The sequence below is a fragment of the Alteromonas sp. 4NH20-0104 genome, assembly GCF_057547795.1.
Genome location: NZ_BAAJLP010000025.1, coordinates 1 through 16,609, shown reverse-complemented (window position 1 = coordinate 16,609; position 16,609 = coordinate 1). Strand labels below are relative to the sequence as shown.

Below are 16,609 nucleotides of genomic sequence, written 5' to 3'. Positions count from 1 at the left end.
GCCTGATCCATCACGCAGCGATGTGGCTGTTAGAAGTTAGCACGAATAACAAATGCCAGTCGACGGTCTGATCTAAACCAGGAACGCCCTGCTTCCAGCCCCTCGTTGTTCAATACCATAATGGTTTCAGACTGCGAGTCTGTCAGGTTGGTGCCTTGAATACCCACCGTAACATTCTCATTCCAGTTGTAGAAAATGGAACCGTCTAACTGACCGATATCGTTGTAGAACAGTGGTGCCTTGGAGATAACATCACGGGTAGTAAGCAGATAACGCGAGCGCCAGTTATACGCCAGTCGTGCGCTCCAGCCATTTTTCTCATACATGGCAACAATGTTGGCCGTATGTTTAGACTGACCCTGCAGCGGCACGTTATCCAGGTTGACGCGAATACCTGTATCGGTAAAGTCATCCCCTAACCAGCTTTCATCTTCCACATCCACTTCGTTATTGGGGACCCCCGAGGCGTTTATATAGGTGTAGGTTGCCTGCACACCCAGGCCATCCCAGGGCGCGGGGAGCATGTCGTAAAATTGCTGATACGCAATTTCAACCCCGTCCATGGTGCCCTTACCGCCATTAGTGGTTGAGTTCACCAGTGCCGACTGGACCTGTCCGTTGGTGGGGTTGGTGTACTGTTGGACCGCCGCGCCCTGAATAAAGTAGTTTTTCAGATCTTTATGGAAATAGGTCACGCTCAATTGACCCACTTCAGCGAAGTACCACTCCAGCGCCAGGTCGTACTGGGTGGATTCCATAGGTTTTAAGAACGGGTTACCGCCGGAGCCGGTCCACGCTGGCACATAGGCCGACTGGATCAGGTTCTCACCAGGCTCTGGTGGATTTTCCGGATCTGGGTTGCTGATGGGGCGGACAGCCTGAATGGATTCGGTGCCCAGCGTGGCTCGGTTACGGATGTCTGACATATCAGGCAATGCCACCGCTTTTGAAAACGCGAAACGGGTAATCAAATCATCGGCAACCTCAACTTTGAAGTTAAAGCTGGGTAGCAGCATGTCAAAGTCGGTCTCGGCAGACAGGCGCTCTTCAGCGTCATTACCAAAATTGCGCTCTGCATTGGACAAGTAGTTGCGCTGATCGCCAATCCAACGGTTCTCTTCAGCCTCGAGGGCTTCCTCAATATCCGCATAATTGCCGGCGCTGATCTGCTCGTTGAGCCAGTCAGTAACAATCTCGGCGTTTAACGGTGCACCTTGCAAAGACTCCGGCGGCATAAAGTCCGGCACTAAATCCGGGAACGTAATAGCTCCGTCGGCCTGACGGTCAAGCTGCACGTAACGTAAACCAATATTACCGCTGTAACGCAGATCGCCGGTACCTTCAAAATTCACACGCACGTAAATTGCTTTATTCTCTTCGGTGGTCAGGTTGACCTCACCCGGTGTAAAGATACCGTATTTATCATCCACGTTGGGACGGTCAGGATAGGGTTCCCAGGAACCTCCTGCCGACATATAGGGACGGGCGCCTGCGATAATCGATCGTACATAAGCTTCGGTGGCATGGATGGTTTGATTGCCCGGAATGTTAGCGATACCGCCACCATGAAAATCAGACCAGTCGACCAGTTCAAAATTACTGGCATCTACAGGGATGGTATCCAGCCATCCTGCTGCCGCCGCACCACTGTACTCCGGGGCCAGAGGCCCCCAGTTGTAGCTGGTAGATCGCACGGTTTGTTCACGCTTTGCGTAACGAACGCCAGATTGTACCGAAGTGAAAATACTGTCACTGTCTAAGTGATAAGTAGCATCCAGACGGGTGGCAAAAGAATCACCCTCCGAGCGCTCCCAGTGATCCATGGCACTGCGCAGGAAATAAGACGTTGGGTCCTGAAAATAATTGCTGTCGCCGGCCGGGTCGCCGGTGAAGCCCGGATAATTCCCTTCAGCATAGACATCCGGGTTTGCATCCCGGTAACCAAAATAGGGTTCGATAAGTGTCATGGTGGGCGTGTTGCCCGTCACATCGTAAGCCTGGCCGGCAAAAGCCGCGGTGTGAACAACCACATCGTCGTCGCGGGTTTTGGCTTTGATATACTGAATATCGGCTTTCAGTTCCAATGCATCAGTGGCCATCCACTCCAGATTAAACGACAGATCTTCCACCAGGGTATCGGTTTGCTTGACCCGTGAATCAAACTGGTAGGGATAGCCAAACTGCGGGCGACCGCCACTTTCCCAGGAGCGGATAATCCGGTCATTGTTGCCATCGGCGGCGCGCCAGCCGTCAACGCCCTGCACCATGGTGCCGGAGCCAAACAGACCGTTGTCATCAAATTCAAATTCGGTGCCTTCCAGCGCCCGGGTGCGGCGATTGTCCAGGTTATAATAGCCACCCTGATACTTAACCGCCTGTTCATGCCAGGAGAGCGACGCATCTGAACGAATGTACTGCATGGTAGCCAGTAGCGTTTCATCTTCGTTTTCCCATTGCAGGGTACTCGCGAAACCTTCCCGCTTACGATCGTCAAACTTCTTCAACAGGTTAGACGCGTTAGGGATCCACACCGTGCCGTTATTGTCTGCGCCGGTAAAGGCTTCAGCGCCGGCTAAATCACGGGCGTAGGTCTGCACGTAAGCATCAGACTGAATACCATGTGACTCACCGTATAACTGTGAATTGGCATAATTCACCAGAAAACCCAGTTCACCGTTACCATCGAGGTCGACACGATCACTGTATAATCCGGAGAATGTCGGACTGCCTTTTTCGGCCACATCGCCGTAAGAATAATCACCACCAAAAGCAATTACCCGGTCTTCTGAATCGAACGGTTTGCGGGTTCGCAAACTAACCGTTCCACCGATCCCACCTTCTATCATGTCGGCGGTCTGGTTTTTATAAATATCCACACCCCCCATCAATTCAGGTGAAACATCCTGAAAAGAAAGGCCCCGACCACTATTAGCCGTGAAAGAGTCACGCCCGTTAAATTCACTTCGTGTCTGGGTCATGCCACGAATGATGGCGCCACTGCCTTCAACGCTAAAGTGGTCTGGGTCGTCGGGGCCTGCAAAGCGTTCAATGGACACACCGGGTAACCGCTGAATGGCTTCCAGCACACTGCGGTCGGGCAGTGTGCCGATGTCATCAGCGGTAATGGCGTCCACTACCGTATCAGAATAACGTTTGAGGTTTTGTGCATTTAAGAGGTTGCCGCGGATCCCTTTAACTTCAATTTTCTCTACGACTTCTTCTTCGTTCGATGCTTTTGTTTCCTGGTCCTCCTGTTCCTGAGCTGTTACGCCATGGAGCGCAGAAAGAATCGTTAAGGCAACGATGGATTTATTAAAAGTCTTAGCATATCGGTTGGTAGTGTGTGCCCGAATCCTAGCCATGTGTACTTCTCCGCTGAGATAGAATGGAATTATTGTTATCCATTTACTTGGCTTTGAAGTTAACCGGCCTGTGACCGCGGTTATGAAAGCCAACTATGGTGGAAGCATACTCGTTGAAGCCCGGAGAAGTATCAATGGGATGTTAAAATATCACAAAGTAAAAACCATATATCGCAACAGTTTATTAACAAGGTTTCGTAATGAGTGTTGTAATAGTCTGTTTTTATGGGATTTGTTGCTGTTATTTGAAGTATTGTAATACAAGTTGGGTAGGCGAGTGAGGATAACAAATAATTTACATTTGTTATCCTCTTCAATACTTATTGAATTTTTTGTTCCAGCAGTGCCGCGAGTGAATACACCAGCGGCGCATTCCAGTTTATGGTGACTTCATTGGTAGAGTAACTGCACCAGTTATCTTTGTACGACGTAGCAGGAAGAGATGACTCATAGTGGCAGTTGTCCTGATGGCCGTTTTGTGGGCCGCCTGCTAACCAGCCGGGTACGGGTTCGGCAACGCCGTCTGCCTGCGATTGCCGGTGATGGATAAAGTGCGGTGACCGTTGTCCAAACCCCGTAATATAAGAGTAACCCAGCGGGTTTTTCCCCAGTACGTAGTCCACCAAACCGGTAAATGCATGGCGATAACTTTCCTGACTGGTCAGGCGGTAGGCGCTGGCCAGTACCATGGCATGATTCATCGCAACACCATTACTGCCCCAAACAAAATCCCTGGCCGACATGGCAATTCTGAACGGCGAGTCCTGGCTGGTTTTTACCAATGAATCGGCGTATTCCAGAAAGCCTGATCTCAGTGAATCATAGCGTTGCCCGGATAAGGTTTTCTGACCTTGCTCAGAGAGTAACGACAGGTAAGCTAATCCCATGGTATCAGACCAGCCTGGGGTTGCCGGAGCCCCAAGGTTCTGCTCAATCTGGTTAAGATAGCCTGGCTCACCAGTGGTTAAATACAGTTCGCTGGCGGCCCAGGCAAACTCATCGGTGAATGACGAGTCGCCATATTCACCAGTGTTAACGTTAGCTTCATTGGTATAGGGCTTAGCTGGGTTTCGCTGAGCCCATTGCCAGGCTTTTTCTGCGGCACTCAGATAAGTGTTTTTGTGTTGTGGGTATACTCTGGCTGCTGTGGCCATGACTGCCGCGAAGTTTAGCGATGCGGCAGTTCCCTTACTCACCACATAACGCTGCGCGTTGGCTTGTGCCGGCATAACCGCCGGGGCAAAGTTTAAGGTGGTCAGCTTATGGAAAACGCCGCCGTCCTTATCTTGCATGGTAAGCATCCAGTCCAGATTCCAGCTGATTTCGTCAAGCAAGTCGGGCTGTTGATTGGTGGACTCGGGGATATTCCAGCGCCGTTCAGCGTAAAATCCGGGGAAATCCAGATAGGCACGCATCAGGGTATAAGTTGAGATGCCTGAATTGACGATGTACTTGTTGTAGTCTCCGGCATCATACCAGCCCTTCGCACTGACTATGCTTTGCTCCGGTTGGTTGAGGTTAATGACCTTGGTGTCGGGGTGGCCCGCTTCACGGTGCCATTTTCCTGCAAAGGCCGGATCCAGCGCGATGCCCGCACGGTTATAGTAATAGGCCTTAATGGTGGCATCATGCAGGGCATTTAAACGCTCAGCGGAAACCCTGAACGTTGTGTAATCTTCCGCTCCCACAGACAGCCGGTAAAGACCAGGCTCAACCAGGCTGCTCACATCCGCAATGGCAACCGTTTGATCGGCAAGATCCCAGTAAGCCGGCGCGCTGGTGGTTCCCTGCAGCACAGTTTTACCGGTAGCTGTATGGATAACGTCAAAGGTAACCGGCTGCGAGGAGCGAATAACAATGTGTTTTTGCTGGTGTGGCAAAAAACCAGTCTGATTAACGTAAAAAGCAACGGGGTCTGATTCACTTTGAAGGGCTTCAGACGTCACAGAGCTGTTCATGTTGTTGCCCCCTGAGCAGGCGCTGATGGCCAATATCAGTGATAACGATACAGCCAGCTTACTAAACGATTTTATTTTTGTGGTCATAATTACTCCGGCCTGAAATAAAGGTTAATCAGCATTTGCTGGGGTGGTAACGGTCATACTGAATGCTGGGGCGGGCAGCCCGGTACTGCTGAATAAGCCGGGCTCGGGATTGTCGGCCCACGCGTAGCGTACGTACATGGGTTGACTGACCTTGTCACTCACTAAGGTGACTGAATCTTTGTTTACGCTGACGTCGGCCCAGTAGAACTGTTTATCTGCCCCGGCAATAGCAAAACTTTGCGTTAAAGGCGAGGCTTCAGTGAGCCCTGTTCCGGTATGGCTAAAGTGCACTATAACCTTGCCATCTTCCCGCTGCGCTTTAGTTGCCAGCGGGCCCTGGTAGGCGATGTCCTGGTTGTAGGCAATATGGCGGGCGGCCAGTGCCAGTCGCTCCCCTACGGCGGCTTTGTTAACCGGGTGAATGTCATTCCACTCACCAACATCCAGCGTGACCACAGAGCCGGTATTCTCGAGCTGGCCGACTTGTTGCTGTTGGTCGCGCAATACCGCCCAGTTGCTGTCTACAGGTTGCGATCGGCGTTCCATAAAGTTGGTCAGTTGCACAACTATGAAGGGCATTTCAGGTTGTTGCCATTGCGCACGCCAGTGCTTAATCATGGCCGTTAACTTCTCGGCATAGTCGTGAGGGGCACCACTGTTTGACTCCCCCTGATACCACAAGGCGCCTTTCACCGGATACTGTGTTGCCGGTGCTATCATGGCGTTATACAAGCCCATTGGCTGCCAGCGGATAAAGGTAGAGCCCGCCATTCTGGGCATCTCGGCGGCGATTTTAAAGTGCCATTCCCCAACCAGAGAGTAACGCGCTTTGTCGGTGCCTAAAAAGTAAGCTTTGTCTTGTACAAAACCGGTGGAGCCGCCGCCGGAGGTAATGCGAATGGCAATCACATTGTCGCCTTTCTTCAGCATGTCGGGCGTTACATTGTAGCGGCGGGGGGGATACTGATAACCGGTTCCGCCAACTTCATGGCCGTTAATATACGCGGTGTCAGCATTCACAATACGTCCAAGTCGAAGTGTAACCGGCCCGCTTGGGACCTCGTCGAGGTGGAGGGTTTTTCTGAGCCACCAAACGCCAATAAAGTCTTTGCCGCTGGTGGGCAGGTTGCCGGGTAGCGAGATTGGCTGCCAGTCGCTGTCATCCAACTGTGGTGCATACCATTTGGGGGTTGATTGTAATCCTTTGTCGGCCTGATGAAGTTTACCGTACCAGGCATCGGAGCGGGCCTTATCGTCTTTGCGGGTTTGTTGGTCTACCGCCGGATCGGCAAAGCGCTCGCCAGCAGCAATTTTTTCCGGATAAGGGGTCAGAATATCCTTATGCATCCAGGCGTCAACGGGCGAGCCGCCAAGTGAAGCATTAACAATCCCTATCGGTACGTTTTGGTCAAGGTGTATCTGCCGGGCAAAGTAATAGGCTACGGCGGAAAGGTGGCGAATGTTTTGCTGTGTGGCACTGCGCCACTGGCCACCGTCATAATCGGTATTTGCCGCGTCAAAGCGGTAGGTATCGGGCACCGTGAATTCTCGGATAAGCGGAAAGTCTGCTTCGGCCACATCCAGTGGATAGGCTTCTTCAACACGAGCCATAGTGAGCTCCATGTTTGATTGACCGGAAGTCAGCCATACATCGCCAAAATACACATTGTTGACGGTCAGCGTTTCTGTACTTTTTATGGTCAGCTGGTGCGGTCCGCCGGCCGGGTGTGGCGGCAGCTCTAAGCGCCACTGACCATTTTCGGCCCTTGTTTCACCTATCAGGTTGCCATCAAAGTAGACTTGAATCGGGGCATTGGGATCGGCAGTGCCGGTCAAGGGGATGGACTTGTTGCGCTGCAATACCGCATTATCAGAAATAAGTCGGTGCAGAGTGGTGGCTGCCTCCGCACTGAGTGTTATCAGGCAGGTACAAAGCAATAATAACCGAATCACATTACGTCTCCTTCAGAAACAAAAAAAGTGCAGAGAGTATCTGCACTTTTTTAGTAAAACTAACCGCTTAGCGGAAAATGACCTGATTAACCTGGTTTTCCAGCAGTTCCTGACTGCCTGATACCTGTCTCGGGTTAAGCTGCTGCTCAGTGGTTAAGCCCGCCAGCGATTCCAGAGAGAAAGTACCGTTGAGGATTTTTTCGCCCAACTCGCCATTCCAGCCCGCGTAGCGCTTGGCCTTCGCATCGGCAATAAAGTCGTTTTCAAGCATAGCTGCGGCTTTTTTCAGGCCCAGTGCACAGGTGTCCATACCACCAATGTGACCATGGAACAGATCGGCCGCATCAATACTCTGACGGCGTAATTTGGTGTCAAAGTTAAAGCCACCTGAGGTGTATCCGCCGTTTTTGAGAATTTCATAACAAATGAGGGTCATCTCTTCCACGCTATTAGGGAACTGGTCCGTATCCCAGCCTAGCTGTGCGTCGCCGCGGTTTGCATCAATGGAGCCGAACACACCCAGTGCAAATGCAGTGGCAATTTCGTGGTGGAACGAATGGCCGGATAACGTTGCGTGGTTGGCTTCGATATTGACCGCGAACTCTTTCTCCAGACCGAATTCTTTCAGGAAGCCATACACAGTTGCCGTGTCGTAATCGTACTGGTGTTTAGTGGGCTCCTGAGGTTTTGGCTCTATCAGCAGCAATCCGTCAAAGCCGATTTTGTGTTTGTGTTCGACAACCATGTTCATAAAGCGGCCGAGCTGGGCACGCTCACGCTTGAGGTCGGTATTCAGCAGGGTTTCATACCCTTCACGGCCGCCCCACAATACATAGTTTGCGCCGCCGAGCGTTTTGGTGGCATTCATTGCATGGAATACCTGTGTAGCCGCGCGGGCAAAAATTTCCGGATCCGGGTTGGTTGCAGCGCCCGACATATAGCGCGGGTGACTGAATACGTTGGCAGTACCCCACAGCAGCTTCATGCCGGTGGCTTCCTGTTTGGCCGCTAATACTTCGGTCATTTCGCTGAAATTACGAATATAGTCGTTAACGCTGTCACCCTCAGGGGCGACGTCAATATCATGAAAACAGTAGTAAGGTGCGCCCAGTTTGCTGAAAAACTCAAAGGCCACGTCTGCTTTTTGTTTCGCCCGTTCCATGGCATTACCTGGTTGCAGCCAGGGACGGTCGAAAGTATTACCGCCGAAGACATCCGCACCATCCCAGCAGAAGTTGTGCCAGTAGCAGGAAGCAAAGCGTAAATGCTCTTCCATGGTTTTGCCTAACACCACTTCTTTGGGGTTATAGTGTTTGAATGCCAGTGGGTTAGTGGACTCGGCACCTTCGTACTGGATAGGGCTGATGTCCTGGAAAAAATCCGCCATAGTTAACTCCTGAGTGGGCCGAATGGCCCGTTATTATGATGATTGCTAATACTGTGCAATCGGCGTGTATTCGACAATTATGTAAACTTCATCGACTTTTGTGTTTTTTGTTAAAATTGTGAATGAAGTGAAAAGTATAGCTCGCGAAACTGCTGACGACGCTGAACGTAGTAGGCTTTTAATGCCGCATCCGGTTCGTAGCTGGCAACCAGTTCCGGGACCGGACAAATATCGCTAATCGGCGTTTGCGGAGAAACTCCCAGTTGCGCCAGTCTTGCTGCGCCCAGTGCCGGCCCCACATCTCCGCCTCTGCGGTAATTCATGGCAATGCCGCTGACATCGGCAAGCAATTGACGCCAGTAGGGACTTTTTACGCCGCCACCAATCAGGCTGATGCCGTCAACCTGAATACCACAGCCATGAACGGCATCGATACCGTCGGCTAACGCCATGGAAACCCCCTGAACCACAGCCTGCGCCATGTGGGCCCGGGTAGTTGAGGCTGTTAATCCGAAGAAACCGGCTTTGGCATTGGGATTATTGTGTGGCGTACGTTCGCCGGTTAAATAAGGTAAAAAGAAAGGGGTATTCGGATCATCCGGCCGGGTGTGGTTAACCACATCGTCAAACAATTCGGCAACGGAGCGGTATCCGGAATTTTTGGCAAACCAGTCAAGGCAGCTGGCTGCGCTAAGCATTACCGACATCAGATGCCAGCGATGACCTACTGCATGACAAAAACTGTGTACGGCTGATTCAGGATCGCTGCGGTAATCGTTGGTGACTGCGAAATATACCCCGGAGGTCCCCAGCGACAACATGGCCTGACCCGCATCAACAATGCCACAGCCAACCGCACCAGCAGCGTTATCGCCAGCGCCGGCAACAACCGGAATTGCTTTTAGTCCCCAGCGACTGGCTTGTTCTGCTCTCAGATAACCGGTGATTTCGTTACCTTCATACAGGGCTGGCATCTGCTTTTCGCTTAACCCGCAGGCCATCAGCATGCTTTTACTCCAGCTGCGTTCACCGGTATTTAACCAACTGGTGCCTGCTGAATCTGACATATCAGAGGCAAATTCACCGGTGAGTTGATAGCGCAAGTAATCTTTTGGCAGTAACACCTTATCGACTTGTTTAAAGATATCCGGCTCGTTTTCTTTTACCCACAGCAATTTGGGAGCCGTAAAGCCTGGCATAACCAGGTTGCCGGTGATCACCCGAGACTTCGCGACGATGCTTTCTAATGTCTGGCATTGCGCTTCACTGCGGCCGTCATTCCATAAAATAGCCGGGCGTAACACCTGGCCTGCTTTATCCAGCAGTGTTGCGCCGTGCATTTGCCCCGCCAGGCCCAGAGCCTTAACAACCGATAAGTCGTTGCGCTGGGTTAATTCATCCAGCGTTGCGCAGGTGGCTGTCCACCAGTCTGCTGGATTCTGTTCTGACCACAGCGGATGCGGCATGGTAACCGTTAAAGAAGAAGACGCTGAGTCCACCACCTTGCCGCTTTCATCGGTCAAAATGGTTTTGACACCGGATGTGCCAAGATCGATACCAATATACATATTTATTCTCACCGGAAAGATTAGGGGCTTATGCTGATTGCGAAATCACTAAATCGCAATTACGAAAATTTGTTACTTTTTTGTTAATTCGAACAAGGTGTATTAGTATGCTCGGAAACAAGAAATATCGTAAAAAAAAGTTATCTAATTTAAATAAAGTGGTTAATTGATGTACAGATTCTGCAAGTGACATCAAATACTACGGGCACATACGGCTAGCACGGAGCAGTTCATGTTTGACAATAAACACAGTATTACGCTTTTATTCAATGCCAATAAAATTTATGACCGACGCATCATTGCCGGTGTGGGGGATTACCTGCAAACGTCAAAGGTTGACTGGGATCTGTATCTGGAAGAAGACTTTATGGCGCGCCTCGACCATCTGGATGAATGGAGCGGTGACGGTATTATTGCCGATTATGATAACCCCGAGATCCAGGCGGCTCTGCACAAAGCCAACGTACCGGTAGTGGGCATTGGCGGTTCTTATGCCAATCCGGCCGATTACCCGGATGTGCCCTATGTGGCAACCGACAACTATGCCCTTATTCAGGCCGCTTTTGAGCACCTTCGCCAGAAAGGTATTCAACGATTTGCCTTTTACGGCGCTCCCGTTAACGAGCATCACCGCTGGGCTCAGGAGCGTGAAAATGCGGTACTGGAAATTACCCGCTCTCAGGGTTATGAGTGTCATGTTTACCGTGGACACCCGGTGAGGCCGGAAACCTGGCAGTACACAACTAAACGCCTCGCCGACTGGTTAAGAAGTTTACCAACGCCGGTTGGGATTATTGCGGTTACCGATTCCCGGGCACGCCATTTACTGCAGGTTTGCGACCATATTGGTATGTTGATCCCGGATAAAATGTCGGTCATTGGTATTGATGATGATGAGCTGGCCCGCTATTTAAGCCGGGTCAGTTTAAGCTCGGTTCGCCAGGGATGTTTTGAAATGGGGGTTCAGGCAGCCAAAACCCTGCACCGCATTTTGAAAGGGCATAACAAGCCGCGTAAACCGGTGCTTATCCCGCCTGAATGTGTGGCAGAGCGGCAGTCCACAGACTTTAAAGCGATTAGCGATCCGCATGTAATGCAGGCTATGCATTACATCCGTCAAAATGCTTGCCGCGGTATTAAGGTGGATCAGGTACTCGACTACGTAGGGGTGTCGCGATCGAATCTTGAGCATCGCTTTAAAGAAGAGCGGGGTCACAGTATTCATAATGAGATCCACAATGAAAAACTGAGCCGTGCCTGCAAGATGCTGGAGAATTCTGACGAAGCTACCTCGCAGATTGCTAAGATCTGTGGTTATCCGTCGCTGCAATATATGTATGCGGTGTTTAAAAAGCACTTCGACCAAACACCTAAAGAATACCGCGATGCCCGGCGCGATCAGGACGAACCGGATCTGTCACTCAAGGCGTCCTGAAAGCCGCGCTAAGCAAAGCCGCTTATGCCGGGCACAAGCTGGCTTTTTGCGCGCTGGCCAGATTTCCTCTACGCATTGATTTTTCCTGATTTCAGGGACTTAGCCCAATATTGCGGTTAAGTCCTTTGCCTGCTTTTTGTTTACAACTGGTTCACAAAAAACGCAATTCTGGTTGAGATTTTTCATAACGCCAACGCGTTGAAGCCGCGCTGGCTTTAACGTTAAATGCCAGACACATTAGTCCACAGCGAATGTTTATGAAATCGCGTGTTATTTTATCGCTGCTAACCGGCCTGTTGGTTACCGGGTGTCACTCACCGGGTTCTTCAGAATCAGCGCAACAGGTTCCGGCTGCGTCTACTGCACTGGCTGCAGAGGTCACTTTTGACTGGTTTAAATATGCCACGCCTAACAACCGTCCTGTGGCACCTCCAGGCGAGTTTGCCAATCCGATCCTGCCAGGGTTTTACCCGGATCCATCGATTACCCAAAAAGGTGATGAGTACTACCTCACCACGTCTTCTTTCGGTTATACACCAGGGTTACCGATTCTGCGCAGTAAAAACCTGACTGACTGGGAGCTGGTGGGGTATGCGCTGGATCGCGAAGAGCAGATGGAGTTCTCCGGCGCGCGAATTTCAAGGGGGATTTTTGCGCCGACAATCCGCTACCACGACGGCCTGTTTTATATTATTACTACCTCGGTGGATAATGGCGGTAACTTTATTATTACCGCCAGCGATCCGGCCGGCACCTGGTCTGAGCCGGTCTGGCTACCTGAAGTCGGCGGTATCGATCCGGATATTTTCTTTGACGATGATGGTCGGGTCTATATCACCCACAACGAAGCACCTCCCGGCGAGCCTTTATACAACGGCCACCGGGCAATCTGGATGTGGGAGTACGATCCGGCCAGCCAGAAAGTCTTGCCTGATAGCCGCAAGCTGTTAGTGAATGGCGGGGTTGATATCAGTAAGGAGCCTATCTGGATCGAAGCACCGCATATCTACAAAGTGAACGGCTGGTATTATTTATCCTGCGCCGAAGGCGGCACCGGGCCACAGCATTCGCAGGTGGTATTTCGCACACGTTCTCTGGATGAACCTTTTATTCCGTATGAGAACAATCCAATTCTGACCCAGCGGGATCTGAGCTGGCCGCGACCCAATCCGGTGGATACCGCAGGCCATGCCGACTTGATTCAAACCGACGCGGGTGAGTGGTGGGCCGTATTTTTAGGTACCCGACCCTACGATAACTACCTGTATAACACGGGGAGGGACACCTTTTTACTGCCTGTTGAGTGGCGTAATGAGTGGCCGCATATCCTGCCGGCGAAAACGCCTATCCCTCCAACAACAAAACGCCCGGCTGGCACAAGCGTGCAGCAAGGCACCGATTTTTATGATTGGTCTGACGATTTTGATGGCAACACGCTGAGTGTGCGCTGGCAAACCCCGCGGGATTTTGATCGCCACTGGGTGAGCGTTGAAAACGGGGTGATGACGATGTCGCCGTTGGAGAATGCCCTGCGCAGCAAAGAAATGGTGAGCTATGTAGGCTCACATCAGGCCGCGGCATCGTTTGCAGCGAGCACCGAAGTGACTATAGCCGCCGGCTCAACGGCAAGCGCCGGACTGGCCGCGTTTCAAAGTGCCACCTATCACTATTTCCTGGGCCTGCAAGACGAGCAGGGTTATTACCAGGCATTTGTAGAGCAGGTGGTCGACGGCAATGTTAAAACCGTGGCGAAGCAAACTCTGACGACCCGAGTTGGCGAGCCGGTGACACTAAAAATTCATGGCGAGGGCGCACAAATTGAATTTGCGGTACAGCAACAAGGAGAGTGGCAAGCCATAGGTGAAGCTCAGGATGCCACGTGGTTGAGTACGCAGAAAGCGGGTGGCTTTGTTGGCACTACAATTGGCCCGCACGCCAGAAAATAACCAGGAGTAGTAAAATGGTAATGCGCTTTGTTAGTTTCGTCTTGTTGTGTTTCAGCGCACAGGTATTGGCGAGTGATTACGTAACCCACCGGTTTGAGCAAGGGGATTTTGTGGTGGCCGACAGTGGCGCATCACAAACTGCCACCATCTGGGTTGACGCTAATGCAAACCCGGGAATTAAAATGGCGGCTGAGTCGCTGCAGCAGGATATTGCCCGGGTAACCGGGCTCACGCCACAATTAACGCATGACTCCAATGGTTTGTCTGGCCATGTGATTATTATTGGTGAGCGTGGCCAGTCAGCGCTTGTCGACCAGTTGTTTGCCAGCGAGCACCTGAAAGTGGCCGAGCAGGCTCGCTTATGGGAAGGGTATCAGCTCGACTTAGTTGCACGTCCTGTATCTGGTATTGAGCAGGCCTGGGTGATCAGTGGCAACGATCGCCGTGGTGTTATTTTTGGTGTGTATGATCTGAGTGAAAAAATAGGCGTGTCACCCTGGTACTGGTGGGCCGATGTGCCGGTAGCGAAACATCAGCAGCTCTATATAAAAGCCGGTACGCACCAAAGTGATGCCCCCAGGGTGAAATACCGGGGGATCTTCCTAAACGATGAAGCGCCGGCTCTTACTGGCATGGTGCACGAGAAATTCGGCGGCTATAACGCGAAGTTTTATAAGCATGTTTTTGAGCTGCTGTTGCGGCTGAAATCTAACTTCTTATGGCCGGCCATGTGGAACAATGCCTTTGCCGATGACGACCCGCAAAACATGTATCTGGCCAATGATATGGGCATAGTGATGAGTACCTCACACCACGAGCCTATGATGCGTGCAGATAAAGAGTGGAACCGCTATGGTAGCGGGCCGTGGGAGTATTCAACCAATCCCGATAAACTCTACGACTTCTGGGTAGAAGGCGCCAAACGTTACAAAGATAAAGACGGCATTTTCACTCTTGGCATGCGCGGTCAGGCCGACACGCCCATGAGCGAGGGTGAAAATATTGGTCTGCTGGAGAAAATTGTCCACGACCAGCGAGAAATCCTCGCCAAAGTAATGGATAAGCCACTTTCTGAAGTGCCGCAGGTGTGGGCGCTGTACAAAGAAGTGCAGGGTTTTTACGAGCGCGGCATGCGCGTGCCCGATGATGTCACGTTACTGTGGTCTGACGATAATGCCGGCAATGTTCGCCGACTGCCTACACAAGCTGAGCGCACTCGCAGTGGCGGTGCCGGGGTTTACTATCATTTTGATTATGTGGGCGGCCCGCGGTCGTATCGTTGGATCAATACGGTGCCGCTGGGTAAGGTTTGGGAACAAATGAATCTGGCCTGGGAATATGGCGCAGATAAAATTTGGATCACCAACGTGGGCGACCTGAAGCCTATGGAATTACCTATCAGCTTCTTCCTGGCCCAGGCCTGGGATCCGGAAGCCTTTAATGCTCAGTCAGCCGCACGCTTTACCCGCGAATGGGCGGCGCAGCAGTTTAATGGCCAGTTTACCCAAGACATTGCAGAGCTTTTGTCTGTGTATTCTCTGCAAAACGGACGGCGCAAACCTGAAGCGCTAAGCCCGGAAACCTACAGCGTACTGAATTACAACGAAGCCGGTCGGTTAAGTGAAACACTGGCCGAGGCAGCCGATAAAGCCAACCACATTTATGAGCGCCTCGACAGTGACTACCAGGACGCATTCTTTCAACTGGTTGCTCATCCGGTGTGGGCCACCCAGGCTATGTTTGAGTTAAACCGTGCTCAAGCCCTCAATGCACTCTATGCCCAGCAGGACCGCGCTTCTACGTCGGCCATGGCGGCTAACGTAAATGCCTGGTTTGAACGGGATGCCGAGCTTACTGAGATGTATCACAGTATCAAGGGGGGCAAGTGGAACCGTATGATGTCGCAGCCGCATATTGGCTATGTATACTGGAATAACCCACCGGCCAATATTCCGCCGGTGGTTCAGACCAAAGCACTGGCACAACCCGCCGTGGCCGATATGGGGGTTGCAGTAGAGGGCAGTCGTGATTACTGGCCGGCCAGCGGTGGATTGTCGTTACCGGCGTTTACCCGCTATGGCGAGGCGAGCCGTACCTTTACCGTGTACAACCGCCAGGGCAAAGCTTTTAACTGGTCGGCAACGGCATCACAACCGTGGATTTCACTGGCCAAAACCGGTGGTGCTTTATCACAGGATATCGATGTGGCGGTTTCCGTTGACTGGTCGCAGTTGAAGGCGGGGCATCATGAGGGCACTATTAATGTTAAAGGTACCGGCTGGGGCGGTGCTAATATTAAAGTGGTAGCCTACAAACCCGATCTTTCTGAAGCGCCGGTTAGCGGCGACTTTATTGAAGCTGATGGTTATGTGGCCATGGATGCAAGCCATGGCAAGGTCAAATCTACCGTACATGGCAGCTGGCACAAAGTAGCGGTTCATGGGCGTACCGGCGAAGCAATGAGTGCGGCGTTACCGCCTTATACCAGCCTGACACACGAGCAGGCGCCGGCCCTTGAATTTCCGGTATTCTTTACCTCAACCGGCGACTTTCCGCTATCGCTACAACTATCGCCTTCCCTGCCGTTTGATGAGGCAACGGGCATTAAGGTAGCAGTAGCTCTGGATGGTGAACATGTAGCTACGCTGGAACTGCCTTCACAAAAAGACAAGCAAGCCTGGGCGCAGGGGGTAATGGATAATGTCAAAACGCTCAGCACAACGCTTAATATTGAGGCGACTGGTCGTCACCGGCTGGCGGTGAAAGCCTTAACGCCCGGAGCGGTATTACAGCGGGTGATTGTGGACACCGGTAATCTCAAGCCCAGCTATCTCGGGCCGCCAGAAAGACGCGCCCCTTAATCAGGTAACCCGTACAACCTATAAAAATAAAGGGGTCAGAGTACATTAATAT

General features: G+C 51.7%; 8 protein-coding genes. 3 read left to right on the top strand and 5 right to left on the bottom strand.

Going from position 1 to position 16,609, the window contains the following annotated elements; genetic code table 11:
- Positions 1 to 29: 29 nt before the first annotated feature.
- The 5 genes from AC27IB_RS16725 to xylB all read right to left on the bottom strand — a co-directional run bounded on the left by AC27IB_RS16725 (position 30) and on the right by xylB (position 10,315).
- Positions 30 to 3,362, bottom strand: coding sequence for a TonB-dependent receptor (locus AC27IB_RS16725; RefSeq protein WP_296049244.1), 3,333 nt, complete (start codon positions 3,360 to 3,362; stop codon positions 30 to 32).
- A 320-nt stretch (positions 3,363 to 3,682) separates the two neighbouring features.
- Complete coding sequence (locus AC27IB_RS16720) at positions 3,683 to 5,407, bottom strand: glycoside hydrolase family 9 protein (RefSeq protein WP_296049243.1); 1,725 nt, start codon at positions 5,405 to 5,407, stop codon at positions 3,683 to 3,685.
- A gap of 24 nt (positions 5,408 to 5,431) precedes the next feature.
- Complete coding sequence (locus AC27IB_RS16715) at positions 5,432 to 7,360, bottom strand: sialate O-acetylesterase (protein ID WP_487122340.1); 1,929 nt, start codon at positions 7,358 to 7,360, stop codon at positions 5,432 to 5,434.
- Between the two features lie 67 nt (positions 7,361 to 7,427).
- On the bottom strand, positions 7,428 to 8,747 hold the full coding sequence (gene xylA / locus AC27IB_RS16710) for a xylose isomerase (RefSeq protein ID WP_296049240.1): 1,320 nt from the start codon (positions 8,745 to 8,747) through the stop codon (positions 7,428 to 7,430).
- A 110-nt stretch (positions 8,748 to 8,857) separates the two neighbouring features.
- A complete protein-coding gene (gene xylB / locus AC27IB_RS16705; RefSeq protein ID WP_296049238.1) occupies positions 8,858 to 10,315 on the bottom strand; it encodes a xylulokinase in 1,458 nt (485 codons plus the stop codon).
- A 232-nt stretch (positions 10,316 to 10,547) separates the two neighbouring features.
- Here xylB and AC27IB_RS16700 point away from each other — a divergent pair, with 232 nt between their 5' ends.
- From AC27IB_RS16700 to AC27IB_RS16690, 3 genes are all read left to right on the top strand, one after another.
- Positions 10,548 to 11,750, top strand: a complete 1,203-nt coding sequence (locus AC27IB_RS16700) for a XylR family transcriptional regulator (RefSeq protein ID WP_296049237.1) — start codon at positions 10,548 to 10,550, stop codon at positions 11,748 to 11,750.
- Positions 11,751 to 12,007: 257 nt separating this feature from the next.
- Complete coding sequence (locus AC27IB_RS16695; RefSeq protein WP_487122337.1) at positions 12,008 to 13,696, top strand: glycoside hydrolase family 43 protein; 1,689 nt, start codon at positions 12,008 to 12,010, stop codon at positions 13,694 to 13,696.
- A 14-nt stretch (positions 13,697 to 13,710) separates the two neighbouring features.
- Positions 13,711 to 16,557 (top strand): glycosyl hydrolase 115 family protein, encoded by a 2,847-nt coding sequence (locus AC27IB_RS16690; protein ID WP_487122335.1) that lies wholly within the window; start codon positions 13,711 to 13,713, stop codon positions 16,555 to 16,557.
- Positions 16,558 to 16,609 lie beyond the last annotated feature (52 nt).

Coding starts and splice junctions, on each gene's coding strand:
- AC27IB_RS16690 (WP_487122335.1), top strand. CDS start 13,711: ATGGTAATGCGCTTTGTTAGTTTCGTCTTGTTGTGTTTCAGCGCACAG.
- AC27IB_RS16720 (WP_296049243.1), bottom strand. CDS start 5,407: ATGACCACAAAAATAAAATCGTTTAGTAAGCTGGCTGTATCGTTATCA.
- AC27IB_RS16695 (WP_487122337.1), top strand. CDS start 12,008: ATGAAATCGCGTGTTATTTTATCGCTGCTAACCGGCCTGTTGGTTACC.
- xylB (WP_296049238.1), bottom strand. CDS start 10,315: ATGTATATTGGTATCGATCTTGGCACATCCGGTGTCAAAACCATTTTG.
- AC27IB_RS16725 (WP_296049244.1), bottom strand. CDS start 3,362: ATGGCTAGGATTCGGGCACACACTACCAACCGATATGCTAAGACTTTT.
- AC27IB_RS16700 (WP_296049237.1), top strand. CDS start 10,548: ATGTTTGACAATAAACACAGTATTACGCTTTTATTCAATGCCAATAAA.
- xylA (WP_296049240.1), bottom strand. CDS start 8,747: ATGGCGGATTTTTTCCAGGACATCAGCCCTATCCAGTACGAAGGTGCC.